The sequence below is a fragment of the Singulisphaera rosea genome (assembly GCF_054877945.1).
The window spans coordinates 73,296-89,193 of sequence record NZ_JBTYIP020000015.1 but is presented as its reverse complement, the minus strand read 5'-3'; the positions used below and the strand labels follow the sequence as shown (position 1 = coordinate 89,193).

General features: G+C 65.3%; 7 protein-coding genes and 1 pseudogene. 2 read left to right on the top strand and 6 right to left on the bottom strand.

Features of this window, described 5'->3' with window-relative positions; all coding sequences use genetic code 11:
* Nucleotides 1–16: 16 nt before the first annotated feature.
* Together hemL and hemB are read right to left on the bottom strand one after the other, a co-directional pair.
* Entirely contained in the window at nt 17–1,342 is a 1,326-nt protein-coding gene (hemL, locus tag ACYOEI_RS23330) for a glutamate-1-semialdehyde 2,1-aminomutase (RefSeq protein WP_462852025.1), read from the bottom strand.
* A 357-nt stretch (nt 1,343–1,699) separates the two neighbouring features.
* Entirely contained in the window at nt 1,700–2,707 is a 1,008-nt protein-coding gene (hemB, locus tag ACYOEI_RS23325) for a porphobilinogen synthase (protein ID WP_462852023.1), read from the bottom strand.
* 219 nt (nt 2,708–2,926) lie between these two features.
* Here hemB and ACYOEI_RS23320 point away from each other — a divergent pair, with 219 nt between their 5' ends.
* Nucleotides 2,927–4,093, top strand: a complete 1,167-nt coding sequence (locus ACYOEI_RS23320; RefSeq protein ID WP_462852021.1) for a hypothetical protein — start codon at nt 2,927–2,929, stop codon at nt 4,091–4,093.
* Nucleotides 4,094–4,255: 162 nt separating this feature from the next.
* On the opposite strand, the gene ACYOEI_RS23315 is transcribed toward ACYOEI_RS23320, so the two are convergent.
* Complete coding sequence (locus ACYOEI_RS23315; RefSeq protein WP_462852019.1) at nt 4,256–5,704, bottom strand: purple acid phosphatase family protein; 1,449 nt, start codon at nt 5,702–5,704, stop codon at nt 4,256–4,258.
* A 371-nt stretch (nt 5,705–6,075) separates the two neighbouring features.
* Between ACYOEI_RS23315 and ACYOEI_RS23310 the strand changes: the two genes are divergently transcribed.
* Nucleotides 6,076–10,398, top strand: a complete 4,323-nt coding sequence (locus tag ACYOEI_RS23310) for a PAS domain S-box protein (protein WP_462852017.1) — start codon at nt 6,076–6,078, stop codon at nt 10,396–10,398.
* A gap of 32 nt (nt 10,399–10,430) precedes the next feature.
* On the opposite strand, the gene ACYOEI_RS23305 is transcribed toward ACYOEI_RS23310, so the two are convergent.
* The 3 genes and pseudogenes from ACYOEI_RS23305 to ribA all read right to left on the bottom strand — a co-directional run.
* Nucleotides 10,431–11,825 carry a mercuric reductase gene (locus tag ACYOEI_RS23305; protein ID WP_462852015.1) on the bottom strand — a complete coding sequence of 465 codons (1,395 nt, stop codon included), beginning with the start codon at nt 11,823–11,825 and terminating at the stop codon, nt 10,431–10,433.
* Between the two features lie 1,246 nt (nt 11,826–13,071).
* Complete coding sequence (locus ACYOEI_RS23300) at nt 13,072–13,587, bottom strand: TlpA family protein disulfide reductase (RefSeq protein ID WP_462852133.1); 516 nt, start codon at nt 13,585–13,587, stop codon at nt 13,072–13,074.
* Between the two features lie 840 nt (nt 13,588–14,427).
* Nucleotides 14,428–15,630 (bottom strand): annotated as a pseudogene (gene ribA / locus ACYOEI_RS23295) (GTP cyclohydrolase II); the annotation flags it as partial.
* Nucleotides 15,631–15,898: the final 268 nt, after the last annotated feature.

Below are 15,898 nucleotides of genomic sequence, written 5' to 3'. Positions count from 1 at the left end.
CCCCGAACAGGAGTCCTCAGCCAACGGCCGCCTGGATCGCCTCGTGGGCCGCTTTGACGGTGTTGTCGATGTCGTCCTGGGAATGGGCGTCGGAGATAAACGCGGCCTCGAACTGGCTGCAGGGGAGGTAGATCCCCCGCGCGAGCATCTCCCAGAAGAAGCGGGCGAAGAGGGCGGTGTCGCTCCGCTTGGCGTCGTCGTAGTTGTGGACCGGGTCGGGGTTGAAGAACAGCGTGATCATGCTCCCGACGCGTTGGACGACGTGGGGGACCTTCGCGTCGGTCGCCGCGCGTCGGAGTCCGTCCTCGAGTCGGGCACCGAGGGCCTCGAGCCTCGCATAAGGCGGGTCCTCGCGGAGGATCCGCACGGTCTCCAGCCCGGCGGCCATCGCCAGGGGGTTGCCCGAGAGCGTCCCGGCCTGGTAGACGGGCCCGGCCGGCGAGACGTAGTCCATGATGGACGCCGGCCCGCCGTACGCCGCCGCGGGGAGGCCGCCGCCGATGATCTTGCCCAGGGCCGTCATGTCGGGCTTGATCCCGTAGAGCTCCTGCGCCCCGCCGAGCGCGAGCCGGAATCCGGTCATGACCTCGTCGAAGATGAGCATCGCCCCGTTCGCGGTGCAAAGCTCGCGGAGTTGCTCCAAATAACCCGGCTTCGGGGGGACGAGGCCCATATTCCCGGCGACCGGCTCGAGGAGGACCGCGGCGACCTCGCCGGGGAATTGCTCGAAGGCCTCGGCGACCGCCTCGGCGTCGTTGAATGCGCAGAGGATCGTGTCGGCCGTGGCACCCGGCGTGACGCCGGGGCTGTTCGGGGTCCCGAGCGTCGTCGCCGCCGAACCCGCCTGCACGAGCAACGCATCAACATGCCCGTGGTAGTGCCCCGACATCTTGACGATCTTGTTCCGCCCGGTAACCCCGCGCGCCACACGGATCGCCGACATCGTCGCCTCGGTCCCCGACGAGACGAACCGGACCTTTTCCAGCGAGGGGACCGCCTTGACGACCTCCTCGGCGATCGCGATCTCGCGCAACGTCGGCGCCCCGAAGCTCGACCCGGCGTCGAGCGCGGCGACGACCGCCATGCGGACCCGACGATGCGCATGCCCGAGGATCATCGGCCCCCACGACCCGATGTAGTCGAGATATTGGTGCCCGTCGATATCATAAAGGAACGGCCCGACCGCTCGACCCATGAACGGAGGCTCACCCCCGACGCCACCGAACGCCCGAGCCGGGCTGTTCACCCCGCCCGGGATCGTCCGGTTGGCGCGGAGGAACGCCTCGTGACTCTTCGGCAGCGCGTATTGGGGGACCGACTTCGCGGGGGTCGTCGCTTCCATTTTTGATCTCTCGGCTTCCATTGACACAATCGAAGCAGAAGCGAATGAATGTCCGTCCTGAAACCCGGTTTTTCTGAAAAACCGGGTTTCTGACCCGCGCGACGCCGCCAACCCCTCACGGCTATCGGCGTCGACACCCACGGTCTGCGCAGGGTGGGCACCGCCCACCGGGCCTTCGCCATCCCGGTCGGCGGTGCCCGCCCTACGAAATCAGAAAAGACCATTCACTCGCTTGCACTTCGGACTTGTAAAAGTTCTTCATCTATGGGAGTTGACGACGACATCCCGGGAGGGGTTGTCGAAGTCGAGTGGGGCAGAAACCCGATTTAAGACAATATCGGGTTTCCGGACGGCTCCTTATCCCTCGCGGAGCCAACGCGCCACATCCGGGGCGTGGTAAGTCAGGATCATGTCGGCCCCCGCTCGTTTGAAGCTGGTGAGGGTCTCCATGACGGTCCGACGCTCGTCGATCCAACCTCGGGCGGCGGCGGCCTTCACCATGGCGTACTCGCCCGAGACGTTGTACGCGGCGACGGGGACCCCGAACCGCTCCTTCACCCGGCGCACGATGTCGAGATACACGAGGGCCGGCTTGACCATCACCATGTCGGCCCCTTCGGCGAGGTCGAGCGCGACCTCGCGCATCGCCTCGTCGCCGTTGGCGGGGTCCATCTGATAAGTCCGGCGGTCGCCGAAGGCCGGGGTGCTCTCGGCCGCCTCGCGGAAGGGACCGTAATAGGCGCTCGCGAACTTGGCGGCGTACGAGAGAATGGGGATCCTCGAGAACCCGGCACCATCGAGGCCCGAGCGGATCGCGCCGACCATTCCGTCCATCATTCCCGACGGAGCAATCACGTCGGCCCCGGCTTTCGCATGGCTGACGGCCTGCTCGGCGAGGAGCGGCAGGGTCGCGTCGTTGTCCACGTCGATCCGCCCCCCCGCCTCGATCAGCGACCCGCAGTGGCCGTGGTCCGTATATTCGCAGAAACAAACGTCGGTCATCAGCAAGAGGCCGGGAGCCTGCCGCTTCACGAGCCTGACGGCTTCCTGGACGATCCCCGCTTCGTCCGAGGCGGATGACCCGGTCGCATCCTTGTGCTCGGGGATCCCGAACAACAGGACCGAGGGGATCCCCAGATCGGCGACCTCGGCGACCGCCTCTCCCAGGCGGTCGAGCGAAAGCTGATACTGCCCCGGCATCGAGCGGATCTCTCGACGCAGGTCGCGCCCGTGATAGACGAACATCGGATAGATCAGGTCGTCAACGGTGAGCTGGTTCTCGCGAACCAGGTCGCGGAGCTTCGGGTGGCTCCGGAGCCGTCGGAGACGATGGAGCGGATGGCCGTCGGCGGGCTGGAACGTCATCGCGCGAATTCCTTAGCGACACCCCAATCGTCAGCCGGGAATGGGGAAGGAGGGAGGCCTCGGCGGGGCGGCAAACCACAGCCTCCCCAGCTTACCGAGGGTCGCCCGCGCCCGTCGAGTCCCCGGACGTTCGCCTTGACGGCCCCTACGTTCTCGGCTATCACCCCGACGAACCCGTCTCGATCGCTCGGCCCCGAATGGATTCGGGAGGGTCCGCCGTTGTCTCTGCTCGTCACCGGACTTGCCGTGTTGGTGGTCGGCCTCCTCGGGCCGTCGGGCCCCGACACGGACCTGCCTGCACCCGCCCGGGTTGCCGTGCACGAGCTCGAGGTCTTCGACGAGCCCGACGACCAGACGGTCGCCTCGGGGCTGATCCACGCCGGTGACCGCATCATGGTCCGTCGGGCCGAACCCGACGGCTGGCTCGCGATCGACCCGCCCGGCGGGACGTTCCGCTGGATCGATCAGTCCTCGATCGAGATCAACGGCGCCGGGGATGCGGCCCGAGTGGTCGTCCCCAAGGCCCAGGTCCGCGCGGGGCACCCCGGAGCGCGATTGCCCGGGCCCCCGCGAGGTTCGCTCGCGAAAGGGGCCCAAGTCCAGCTCCTCGAACGCCCTCCGCTCAAGACGGGTCAAGGGAAGACATTCAAGACCTGGCGGGCGATCGTCCCTTCGGCTGGCGAACAGCTCCACATCCGCGCCGAAGGGATTGCCTGGATCCCGAAGGCGAAACCCAAGGTGAGGCTGCCCCGGCCAAGCCAGGAGGCGCAGGCAACCTTCATCGACGAGACGGTCCAGGGCCCCCTGCCCGCTCCGTCCAGCGACGTCGCCGACGAGCTCGCCCAAATCGATGCCAGCCACCGCACGGCCCTCCGCGGGCCGGTCGAGGATTGGCAGCTCGGGTCGGTCAAGAAACGCTACGAAGCGATCCTGAAGAGGACCACCGACGCGGGCTCGATCGCCGCGATCCGGGCGAGGCTCGACCGCGTCGTCCAGCAGGAGGCGACCGCGAAATCGGCCCGGACCATCGAGCAGATCCTCGACCGGAGCCGCGCCCGTAAGATCACGCTCGAGGCCGAATTGGAGCGGCTCGCCAAGGAGCAGGAGCCGCAAGAGGCCCCTTACGACGCCGAGGGGATGATCCAGCCCTCTTCCAAGAAGGTCGACGGCCACAAGGTCTTCGCCCTGATCGGCCCCGACGGCCTGACCGTCGCCTACCTCAACGCCCCCGACGGCCTCAACCCCACCCCCCTGCTCGGCCGGAAGGTCGGCGTGCGGGGTTCGATGCACTACAACGCCGACCTCCGCGCCCGCCTCATCGCCGTCCGCGACCTCGAGCCGCTCGACGAAGACCAGAGCTTCCCGAAAGATGAGCTCAGACCTTAATAATTATCAGCATATCTATCACGACAAAGACGGATCAATCATTCGACAGAGAAGGCCAAACGATCCGCAGACGACGCAGATTGGCCCATATACACTTATTGACATATTTGATTTTACCTGCGCCAATCTGCATCATCTGCGGATCGTTTTCGGCCCCTGACCTCAACGCAAAGCCTCGGCCTTCGGTGCCGCCTGCGGAGGAGCCGGGCGGCGATATTCGGGGGTCTTGGGGGCCTTCTCGACCAGTTCGTTCGGGCGGCCTTCGCGTTTGACGAGGTCGAAGGCGTCGTACAACTCGCCCGTCGCGGTCTTGGCCTCGAACGACAAGCGGTCGCCGTCGATCCGGATCGTCTGGTAGAGCTGAGTGTCCTCGGCGGCGCGTCGCATCCAGTCGCTCTTGTCGAGGTTGTACATCTTCGGGCCGCTGACGCTCACGACGTAGACGGTGCCACCTTCCGCATCGCGGGTGCTGATGCCCGTGCCTACGTTATCGTACACCCGAAGACCGCTCCGGGCGTACGTATGGTCGTGTCCCTGGAGCACGATGTCGACCTTGTATTTGTCGAAAGTCGGCTGCCAGAGGTCGCGGAGTTCCTTGTTGTCTCGGTCCTTCGCGCTCGAGTAGATCGGGTGGTGGAACGTCACGACCGTCCAGCGATTCGGGTTCTTGCCAAGGACGCCTTCGAGCCAACCCACCTGCTCCTCCCGGCGCTCGTTGGAGTTGAGGCTGACGATCCGGGTTCCCTGAAAGTCGAGGTAGTAGGCGGTCTCCTCCAGGCCTGCGGGCCCGTTCTCGGGCAGGGCGAATTGGGCACGCCAGTGACCCGAGAGCTGGGCTTTGACCGCGGCCGTCGCGGCCTTCTTCGCCGCGTCGGAGTCGTCGGCCGCGGCCTTCACCGCCACGTCGACGGCGGCCTTGGGACGCTCGTACTCGTGATTGCCGGGGGTGGGAACGCTGGGGACCATGCCGTTCAACCAACCGCCGGAGGCATGCCACTCGCCCCACTCGGCGTCGCTGTTGGCCCGGTTGATCAGGTCACCCGCGTGGATGATGAATCGAGCCTTGGGCGCATCGGAATACGCCCCGCGGATCACCCGCGACCAGAGCGACTTCACGTCGTTCTGGGCGTCGCCGAAGTAGATGAACGTGAACGGCTCGGGTTTGTCGCTCGCCGTCTTGAAGTGGAACCACTCGCTCCAGTTGACACCGTCACCGACGCGGTACGCATACAGGGTCGAAGGCTCCAGCCCCTCGAAGACGGCCGAGTGGAAGTGCGCGTGGTTGAGGTTGGTGTCGACATCCTGTGACGTCGCGTCCACCGTCTCGACCTTCTCGACGAACTTCGGCGCGGCGCTCGCCCGGGCAATCTGGGCGCTCGCCTTATTGGCCGATCCGTCCGTCCTCCAGGTCACCGCCTGACTCCGGGCCGGATCGCCGGTCCAGGTAAGAATGATCCGGTCGGGCATCGGGGTCGGCTTGTGGACCGCGACATCAGCCACCTTCTCCGGAGGATGTTCATGACCATCGTGGGCGAACGCCGAGGCGGCCAGCGTCGCGCCGAGCAGGCAAGCGAACGCGGAGGATGCGAGGCTGGGCTGTCGAGACGGCATCTTGGATCCCTAAAGGGTGCGTAGGTCGTCGGGGAGAGCGTGAACACCGAACCAAATCATGCGCGAACGCTCAGCCTGTCGCCAAGGCTTTCCGACGACGTTCGGAGATATCCAGGACCTCCCGCGAGAAGACTCGTGTCCGAGCGGTCCCGCGTCCCCCGAACCCATGATTGGCTCGGGTTTCGTCAAGGCTTGCGTGGACCTGCGTTGGGGTTTGTGACCTCGGTGGATAGAATGTCCCGCCACGCCTCTTAAGGCCGGATTCGGGAAATCGATCGAGATCGGCACCGAGCTTGCCGACGAAGGGCCCTGGGCACGCTGTTCGGGCAGTTCCAGCAGCCCGCTTGCGGCCCGCGTGGCAGAGGGTTCCGGTGAGAATAGGTGATCCCGTCCGTATCTTGATCGCTCGCAACTCAACCAAGGGCCAACTTGCCTTCGAGGTGGACCTCGATGCCCCGAACGTTACGCTGATCCACGCCTCCGCCGAGGAGGCGTTCGATCGGGCTCAGGAGGACGGTTTCGCCTCCATCCTCCTGGATGCCAGGACGCTCGATCGGTCGGGATTGGAGTTGGCCAGGCGCATCCGCGAGAGCGGCCGACAGACCCCGATCCTCTTCGTTGACACGAGCGACGATTTCCCCGTCCAGGAGGCCTACGCGCTCGCCGCGGTGGATCACATGTCCATGCCGGGCCTGCCGATCGTGCTCCGGGCGAAGGTCGCGACCGCCGTCGAGTTGTATCGCAGGACGCAGGAGTCTGTCGCCGCCGAATTGATGCTCGCACAGGTGGTCGCGCGCAACCAGGACGAACTCTGGTTGACGACGCTCTCCAGCATCGGCGACGCGGTCATCGCCACGGATCAGCGGGGGCGGGTCTCGTTCCTGAACCCCGTGGCCGAACGGCTCACGGGCTGGCCGCTGGCGGACGCCTTCGGGGCGCGACTCGACGACGTGTTCCGGATCGTCAACGAGATGACCCGGAAGCCCGTCGAGAGCCCGGCCATGCGGGCACTCCAGACCGGCGTCATCGTCGGGCTCGCGAACCACACGGTCCTGATCGCCCGCGACGGCAGCGAGCATCCCATCGACGACTCCGCCGCACCAATTCGGGACTCCGAGGGGGAGGTCACGGGTGCGGTGCTGGTGTTCCGCGACATCTCCGAGCGCAGGGAGGCCGAGATCGCCCAGGCTCGCCTGGCGGCCATCGTCGAGTCGTCCTCCGACGCGATTATCGGCAAGGACCTCGACGGCACTATCCAGTCGTGGAACGGCGGTGCCGAACGAGTCTTCGGATTTACCGCCGCCGAAGTCGTCGGTAAGTCGATCACCCTGGTCGTCCCGCCGGACCGCCTCCACGAGGAACGTGAGATCCTCGATCGACTGGGCCGAGGCGAACGCATCGAAAACTTTGAAACACAACGCATACGAAAGGACGGCCTGCGCCTCGACGTGGCGTTGACGATCTCTCCCATTCGAGATGCCGAGGGAAATATCGTCGGGGCGTCCAAGATCGCCCGCGATGTGACCGCCGCCAAGAGAGCTGAGCGGGCCCTGGCCTCGGCACTACAGGCCGGCGAGGTTGGCACCTATTATTGGGACATCAAGGCCGACCAGGTCTCCGGAGACCGCAACTTCGTCGGAATCTTCGGGGTCCTCGCCGACGAGCAAGCCTCGGCCCCGATCGGCGACTTCCTGACGGTGATCCACCCGGAAGACCGTGACCGCGTGACGGCCGAGGTCCAGAAAACGCTCGGCAACGACGCGACGTTTCGCAGCGAGTACCGTGTCGTCGGACCAACCGGTGAACGTTGGCTGCTGGCACGAGGTGCCATCGAAAGAGCCGCGGACGGCGAAGCCGTCGGCTGGGCCGGGGTCGTCGTCGACATCACCGGTCGAAAGCTGGTCGAGGGGGCGTTGGCCGCGAGCCGCGCCCGGCTTGACTACACCGTCCAGGCATCCGAAATCGGATTCTGGTACTGCGACCTGCCTTTTGACGTCCTCCAATGGGATGAACGCGTTAAGGCCCACTTCTGGCTCGAACCGGGCGCCCACGTCACGATCGAGACGTTCTACGACCGCATCCATCCCGACGACCGGGAGCCGACGCGGGCCGCCATCGATCGGAGTGTCGCGGAGAGGAGCCGGTATGACGTCCACTACCGAACGATCGACCCGACGTCCGGGGCCGAGAAGTGGATCCGGGCGATCGGGGGGGCCGCCTACGACACGACCGGCACGCCGAAACGGTTCGACGGAGTGACCCTGGACGTCACCGAGCAGCGCCTCACCGAGGCCGCCTTGCGCGAGAGCAACGATCGGTTCCACATCGTCGCCCGCGCGACCAACGACGCGGTCTGGGACTGGGACATGCGGACCGACACCGTATGGTGGAATGAAGGCGTGACCGTCCTGTTCGGATACCGCCGGGAGGAAGTCGGCAAGGACGCCTCCTGGTGGTATGCCCAGATCCACCCCGACGACCGAGACCGCGTGGTTTCCGGGATCCATTCGGTCATCGAGCACGGCCGGGCGAACTGGTCGGACGAGTACCGATTTCGCAACGCCGACGGCACCTACGCCTTCGTCCTCAACCGTGCACACGCCATCTATGCGGGAGGAAAGACGATCCGACTGGTCGGGGCCATGCAGGACGTGACCGACCGGCGACGGGCCGAGGCAAGACTCCGGGAGAGCGAGCAGCAGTACCGCACCCTGTTCGAGTCGATCGACGAAGGGTTCTGTGTTGCCGAGATCCTTTTCGACGACTCGGGGCGGGCGATCGACTACGTCTTCCAGAAGGTCAATCCGGTCTTCGAGCAGCAGACCGGACTCCTCGACCCGGTCGGGAAACGGATCCGCGAGCTGGACCCACACCATGATGAGCACTGGTTCGAGGCCTACGGCCGAGTCGCGATGACCGGGAAATCGGTCCGGTTCCAGGAATATGCCGAGGCCCTCGGCCGGGATTTCGACGTGTTCGCGTTCCGCACGGGCAATCCGTCCGCCCGGACGGTGGCCATGCTCTTCCGCGACGTCACCGACCGCAAGCGGGCGGAGGAATCGGTGCAGTTCCTGGCCGACGCGAGCGCATCGCTGGCCGAGTTGGTGGACTATCAGAGTACTCTCAATCGCATCGCTAACCTGGCCGTCGGCGGATTCGCCGATTGGTGCGTGGTCGACATGATCGGCGAGAACGGTCAGAGGGAGCGATTGGAGGTCACCGCGAAGGACGCGAAAGAGGCCCGTGCCGCCGAGGCGGCCTTGCGGGCGGCGGCCGGTGGTCTGGGGCTGGTCCCCCACGTCCTGCGGACAGGCGAGCCGGACTTGGTGCCCGACCTCGTCGAGATCGACCCGGAGTCCGCCCCACAGGGGCCGGAACGAGTGAACAAATTACGTGAACTCGGCATTCGCTCGTACCTATGCGTGCCGCTCCTCTCCCGAGGCCGCGTGATCGGCGGGATGACGTTCCTCAGCTCGTCCGGCCGTCGCCGGTTCGGCAACGAGGAGCTCCGTGTGGCCCAGGACCTGGCCGAGCGGGTAACCGCCGCCATCGAGAATACCCAGCTCTACCGCACGCTCCAGGAGCAGGACCGGCGGAAGGACGAGTTCCTCGCGACCCTGGCCCACGAGTTGAGGAACCCTCTCGCCCCCATCCGCAACGGGCTGCAGATCCTGCGGATGGAGATGCCCCACGGCGAGTTGGCGCAGACCCTTTCGATGATGGATCGGCAACTCAGGCACATCACCCACCTCGTCGATGACCTGATGGACGTCGCCCGCGTCTCGAGCGGCAAGGTGGCGCTTCGGTTGGAGCGCATCCTGTTGCAGGAGATCGTGGACGCGGCTGTCGAGACGAGTCGGCAGGCGATTGAATCGGCCGGGCACGAACTCACCCTGCGAATGACCAACGAAACCCTCCTCGTCGATGCCGACCGCACCCGCCTGGTTCAAGTCCTGGCGAACCTCCTGAACAACGCCGCCAAATATACGCCCCAGGGCGGCAGGATCATGGTGAGCATCCTACGAGACCGCGCGCAGGCGGTGATCCGCGTCGCCGACACCGGCGTGGGAATCCCACCCGAGATGCTGCCCAAGATTTTTGACATGTTCACCCAGGTGGGAACATCGCTGGAGCGTTCGCAAGGGGGACTGGGAATCGGGCTGACGCTGGTCAAGCGATTGGTCGAGATGCACGGCGGGACCGTGGCGGCGGCGAGTTCCGGCGATGCTGAGGGCAGCACCTTCACCGTGCGGGTCCCCCTCGCCACCGAGGCGGCGACGCTCGCGTCGAGTACACCCGCCGAAACGCCTCGACCTCTCGGGCAAGATCTCGACATCCTGGTCGTCGACGACAACCGGGACTCGGCCGAGACCCTGGCCCGGCTTCAGCGGTTGCGAGGTCACCAGGTGAAGGTCGCTCACGACGGGCCCGAGGCGCTTCGGCTGCTCGCCAACTTCCGACCGCAGCTCATCCTGTTGGACCTGGGACTTCCGGGGATGAGCGGTTACGAGGTCGCCCGACGCATCCGCGAGAGCACGGAGCTGCGAGGGGTGACCCTGGTGGCACTCACGGGATGGGGTCAGGAAGAAGATCGGCGGCGGACCCGAGAGGCCGGCTTCGACCACCACTTGGTCAAGCCGGCCGACCCTGATGAACTCGAACGGATCGTCGGCAGCATCCGGCCGATGGATTGAAACCGTCCTCCATGAATCGTCCCGGGATGTCCCTATTCCTCGAAATGGGCGAAGAGGTTGTTCAGCCCCTCGGCGAGCGTCGGATGGGCGAACATATCATCACGCAGGCGAGAATATACGAGCCTGCCCATCATCGCCAACTGCACCATCGACATCACCTCGCCCCCCTCGATCCCGAGCGCCGCACACCCCAGGATGAGGTCCGTCCGGGCGTCCACCACCGCCTTGATAACGCCCCTCGCCTCGCCGACCTCGATGGCTCGAGCCACCCCGGTCATCGGCAACCGCGCGACCCGGACCGAATACCCCTTGTCGCGTGCCTCGCGTTCGGTCAGCCCGACCCGACCGAATTGCGGGTCGGTGAAGACTGTGAACGGCACGAGTCGCCCGGTCGTCGTGCGGCCCGCGTTGTGGAGTAGGTTTTCCCGAAGGATCTGATTGTCGTGGTGGGAGACGTGCGTGAACGCCGGGCCGCCGTTCACATCGCCGGGCGCGTAGACGCCGGGCACGTTGGTCTGCAATCGCTCGTCGACGACGATAAAACCCCGATCATCCGCCCGCACTCCCGCCGCGGAAAGGTTCAACGTCTCCGTATTCGGCGTCCGTCCGGTCGCGACCAGCAGGTGCGATCCGCTCAGCACTCGACCTTGCCCGTTCACCTCGACCGTGAGTCGAATCTCGCCTTCACCGCCGTCGACTTGCGTGGCTTTCGCATTCAGGATGAGCTCGAGTCCGTCCTCGCGGAGGACCTCGGCCAGCGCCTCGGCCATGTCGACATCTTCGCGCGGCAGCAATTGCCCACCCTTCTGAACGAGGGTGACACGGCTCCCGAACCGTCGGAACATCTGTGCGAACTCGGCCCCGATATATCCGCCACCGAGGACGAGCAAGTGTTCAGGGACCGCGCCGAGTTGCATGATCCCCGTGGAGTCGAGCCAGGGCACGGTGTCCAAGCCAGGGATCTCCGGACGTGCCGGACGGCAACCGGTGTCGATGACGACGAACTCCCCGGTGAGCTCCCGAGTGCCTCCATCGGTGAGTTGCACACGGACCGTGTGCGGGCCGGTGAACGAGCCTTCTCCGCGAATCAGCTCCAACCCCTCCGTGGCTTCGAGCTTCTTCTCGCTCCCGGAGCTGAACTTCTCGACGATGGCATGAGTCCGGTCGCGGACCACGTCGAGCCGGACGTCGACCTCTCCCGTATGCACCCCATACTCGGCCGCCCGGCGGGCCAGATATGCTACCCGGGCGCTGGCCGCCATCACCTTGGTGGGGGTGCAGCCGGTGTTGACGCAGGTCCCGCCGATCTTCCCCCGTTCGATCAATGCGACCCGTCGGCCCGCCCTGGCGAGCGACCGCGAGAGGGGATTGTTCGCCTGCCCCGCGCCGATGAGCACCGCATCAAACGCTTTTGGAGCCCCTGCCATCGCCCCTCCCCATTGCAGCATACCGTCAGGATCGCCTGTTTCGGACGAAACATCTGCAATCCAGCTGCCAAATCGACTCCAATCCGGCGGCAACGTCTGCCGTGCGAACGGATTTCTTTGGAGAGTCGTAGGGTCGATTGCGTCGCCAATCTCAATGCCCACGATCGAAGTGCCGGGCTAAGGCTTGAACTCATTCACGAGAGCCGCCACATCCGCGGAAATCGCGTCGCTGAAATAGCGACATCTCGAATCGGCGACATCGAATACTGCACATCCGACTACTTGCGAACAGACCTTTCGCTCGAAGAGAGCTCGCTCCTGGCTCCCCGTCGTGCCTCGCCGCCCTGTCGACCCCTTCGACATCAACTTACGTCTACCGGCGCCGAGGGGTATCTCGCCATTGTCGACTTCCAGGACCTGGGTGAAACTGAAGCCAGGCTCCTCGGCGGACGGGGAGGTCCGGAATTCGGTGTCATGGCGAGTCTATTGAAAAGTATCGATGCCTTCGAGTTAGCATCTTTTCAATACAAGCCCGAAGCGCGAGCGAGTGAATCTCCCTCGATTTCTCACGGTGGAATTCACTCGCTCGCGCTTCGGGCTTGTAAGGACTCATTCCAAGTACCGAGAGCAGCCAACTGAGGAGTCGGGCAACCGGTCCGAGTGACACAAATCGGCACCGACTCTACTCCAGAGGATCTCATGAAACTCCCACTATGGCCCCTCCGCAACTCGCTAACACTCATTGTTGCGTTGGTAGTCCTCGTGGGAATCGGTTTCATCCAGATCGACGTTCGTCGAACTACGAACTGTGGAGGTAACAACGCGGCACCGAGTGACGTGCGTAACTACTGGCACATCGCTGAATCGGCGGCCGCAGACTCCCCCAACCGCGGGTTCACCGTCGAATCACCGACCGCTCGGCAACGCGAGTCGCTAACCCAGATTGCGAACGATTTTTGGATTCGACCCGCTCGTTTCCTCGTCTCCCGAGCGCCCTATCGGAAGGGCCGGACCGGCCCTCGAAGGCTCCTCATCGTCTGCGACAAGCCATTCCGAACTGTCCCGGAGCGATTCCCGTGGCCCGCTCCTCCAACACATGCCGCGGCCTTCTCCGACGGCTCGACCCGATTGATTTCGACCGACGAGTTCGAGAAACTCGACCGTACTTCGCTCGTCCCACTCGACGAAGTCCTGAAATCATCAAAACCTTAGAATCCCCTGGACTGGAAGCCGAGGGGATATCACTTTAGTGCATGTGATCCTTCGAGGCCGGGATCGGTTTGCCTTCGAGGATGGCCTGGATCTCTTTGCGAATCGTCTCCTCGGTCTGGACACCGACGTGGGTCGCCTGGACAACCCCCTTCGCGTCGATGAGGACGAGGGCGGGAATGGCCTCGACGTGGAAGCTCTCCCCGATCGTACCACTCGGGTCGAGAGCCACCAGCCCCACCTTGTTGCTGGACAGACTCACCTTCTTATCGGTGAGCGTTTGCTCGACGAGCGTGCGTAACTCGCCGAGCTCGCGCGGCTTCTGATCCACGCTCTGGGCGATGACGAGGACGTCCTTGCCGTCCTTCGCTAAAGAGTCGATGAGCTTCTGGATCTCGGGGAGCTCTTCGAGGCACGGGGGACACCAGGTCGCCCAGAAGTCGATGAGGACGACCTTGCCGGCGAGGTCGGCCTTGGTCACCGTCCGCGTCTTGCCGGGGCCGTCGAGCAGCGTCATGGTGAACTCGGGGGCCGGCTTGCCGACGAGTTCCATCAGCGCGGATTTCGGCTCGGGCCCGGCGGGCCGCTCGAAGGGCTCGACCTTGGTGAACCCGGTCGGGGCCTTGAAGGCAAAGGCATCGTCGCCGGGCGTTGCGGTCGAGACCGTCCCGGCGGACCAGCCGATGCGATCGACGGCGATCGACTCGCCCGCGGGGGCGTCGGCCGAGAGGGCCTTGGGGTCCACGACCCAGTCGATGGAATGGAGAAGCTTGGTCGCCGGATCGATCAAGATCCGGAAATCGGGGCCTTGCAACGTATCGACCAGGACCGAATGGAGCGGTTTCCCGCCGACCTCGCGGTCGGGCTCGGCCTTGATCGACGCGCCGGCATCGACGATTCCCTTGACCGTGGCGGCGTCGGTCATGAAGCCGAAGACCAGCGCCGAGGTTGGCGCGGCCGGCCCACCGAAAAGGACCGAGCCGAGCGGCCCCTCGCGGAACGTCTCAATGGAGATCGCGGTCGGCGAGGGGACTGCCGTGTACTTCTTGAACGGGCCGACCACCGTAGTCAGGATCTTCCCGTCACCGACCACGCGGACCTCGCCGGTGTCGACGTCGAGCTTGTTCGGCTTGACCAGCTTGACGTGCATCGGCAAGGCCTGCTTCACGGTCTGGCCGTGGATCGTCAACGCGTGGACGAACTCGCCCTGATCGACGTAGGCGGGGGCCTCTCGATAGGCCTTCTCCACATCCCCCAGGAGCTTGACGGCGGCGGGGTCGCTCGAAGGAGGGAGGGGTACTTCGGCGGCAGCACCCGAGTTCGCGAGCATCGCATAACCCAGCCCCACGAAGAGGGCCCAGGCCGAGAGCGTAGAGCCGTTCGTGCGGCCTCCGGGCAGCATGTGCCCCATCTTGTCCCGCTTGGCGGCGAGGTACTTCTGACGTTCGACCTCGTCGGGTGCGATGATCGGGACCTGTCCGACGACCTCGAGGCCGTGCCCCTGGATCACGAACGCATCGACCTTCTTCGGGTTGTTCGTCAAGAGTCGGACCTTCGTCAGGCCGAGGTCCCGGAGGATCTGCAGCCCGACCCCGTAGTCGCGCAGGTCGGCGCGGAAGCCGAGGGCCTGGTTGGCTTCGACCGTGTCGAGGCCCTGGTCCTGCAGCTCGTAAGCCTTCAACTTCTCGATCAGGCCGATGCCCCGACCCTCTTGCTGGAGATAGACCAGGGCCCCCACCTCCTCGCGGCCGATCGTCTCGAGCGCGAGGTGGAGTTGGTCGCCGCAGTCGCAGCGAAGCGACTCGAGCAGGTCGCCCGTGAAGCAGGACGAGTGGATCCGCACAAGTGGGGCCTCGACCGATTCGAGATCTCCCATGACGAACACGACCGGGTTGTTCTCGGGCTCGTGCTTCACGCCGTAGACGATGATCTTGCCCCGGCCGTATCGGGTCGAGAGCTTCGGTTCGGCCAGGCGATAGACCAGCTTTTCCTGACGCCGACGGTAGGCGATCAGCATCTCGATGGAGACGATCGGGAGCTTGAACTCCCGGGCGATCTCGTGCAGCCGCTCGCGGCTGGCCATGTGAGTCCCGTCGAGGATCTCGATGAGCACCCCGGCAGGCGTCAGGCCCGCGAGTCGCGCGAGGTCGACGGTCGCCTCGGTGTGCCCGGCACGCCGAAGCACGCCCCCTTCCTTGGCGATTAGCCCCGGGACGTGCCCGGGCCGAAGGAGGTCGCTGGGCCGTGTCTCCGGGTCGACGATCGCCCGGACCGTCCGTGCCCGCTCCTCGGCACTGATCCCGGTCCGGCACGACAAGTGGTCGACCATCACCGTGAACGGGGTCCGGTGGGGCGCCGTGTTGCGCTCGACCATCGGGTGCATCTCGAGCCGAGCTGCCAGGTCCGGCATGATCGGCACGCAGAGTTGACCCCGCCCCTGTGTGATCATGAACTCGATCGTCTCGGGCGTGATCCGGTCGGCCGCCGCGATGAAGTCGCCTTCGTTCTCGCGCTGTTCGTCGTCGACGACGATCACCACCCGACCGTCGGCCATCGCCTGGACGGCGTCTTCGATCTTCGAGAACTCGTTGGCCATCTCAACCTTCTCCTCACGCCGCCTCGCGACGCGACGTTGCCTCGCCGTGCTCACCCCATTCTAGTCGAGTGGGATAGCCCCCGCGCGGTCGATGTGGCTCTAACTCGCGAACAGCCCCGGCAATCTCATTGGCGGGCGTCGAAGGCGAGGCTACAATAACACTTAAGGACTGTGACCAAAGCCCTTCGGTGTGGAGACCGAATCATGCCGGCGCTTTCAAAGACCGAAGCCGCTGAGTCACTGGCGAGGGACGTCGAGCAGGCCATGC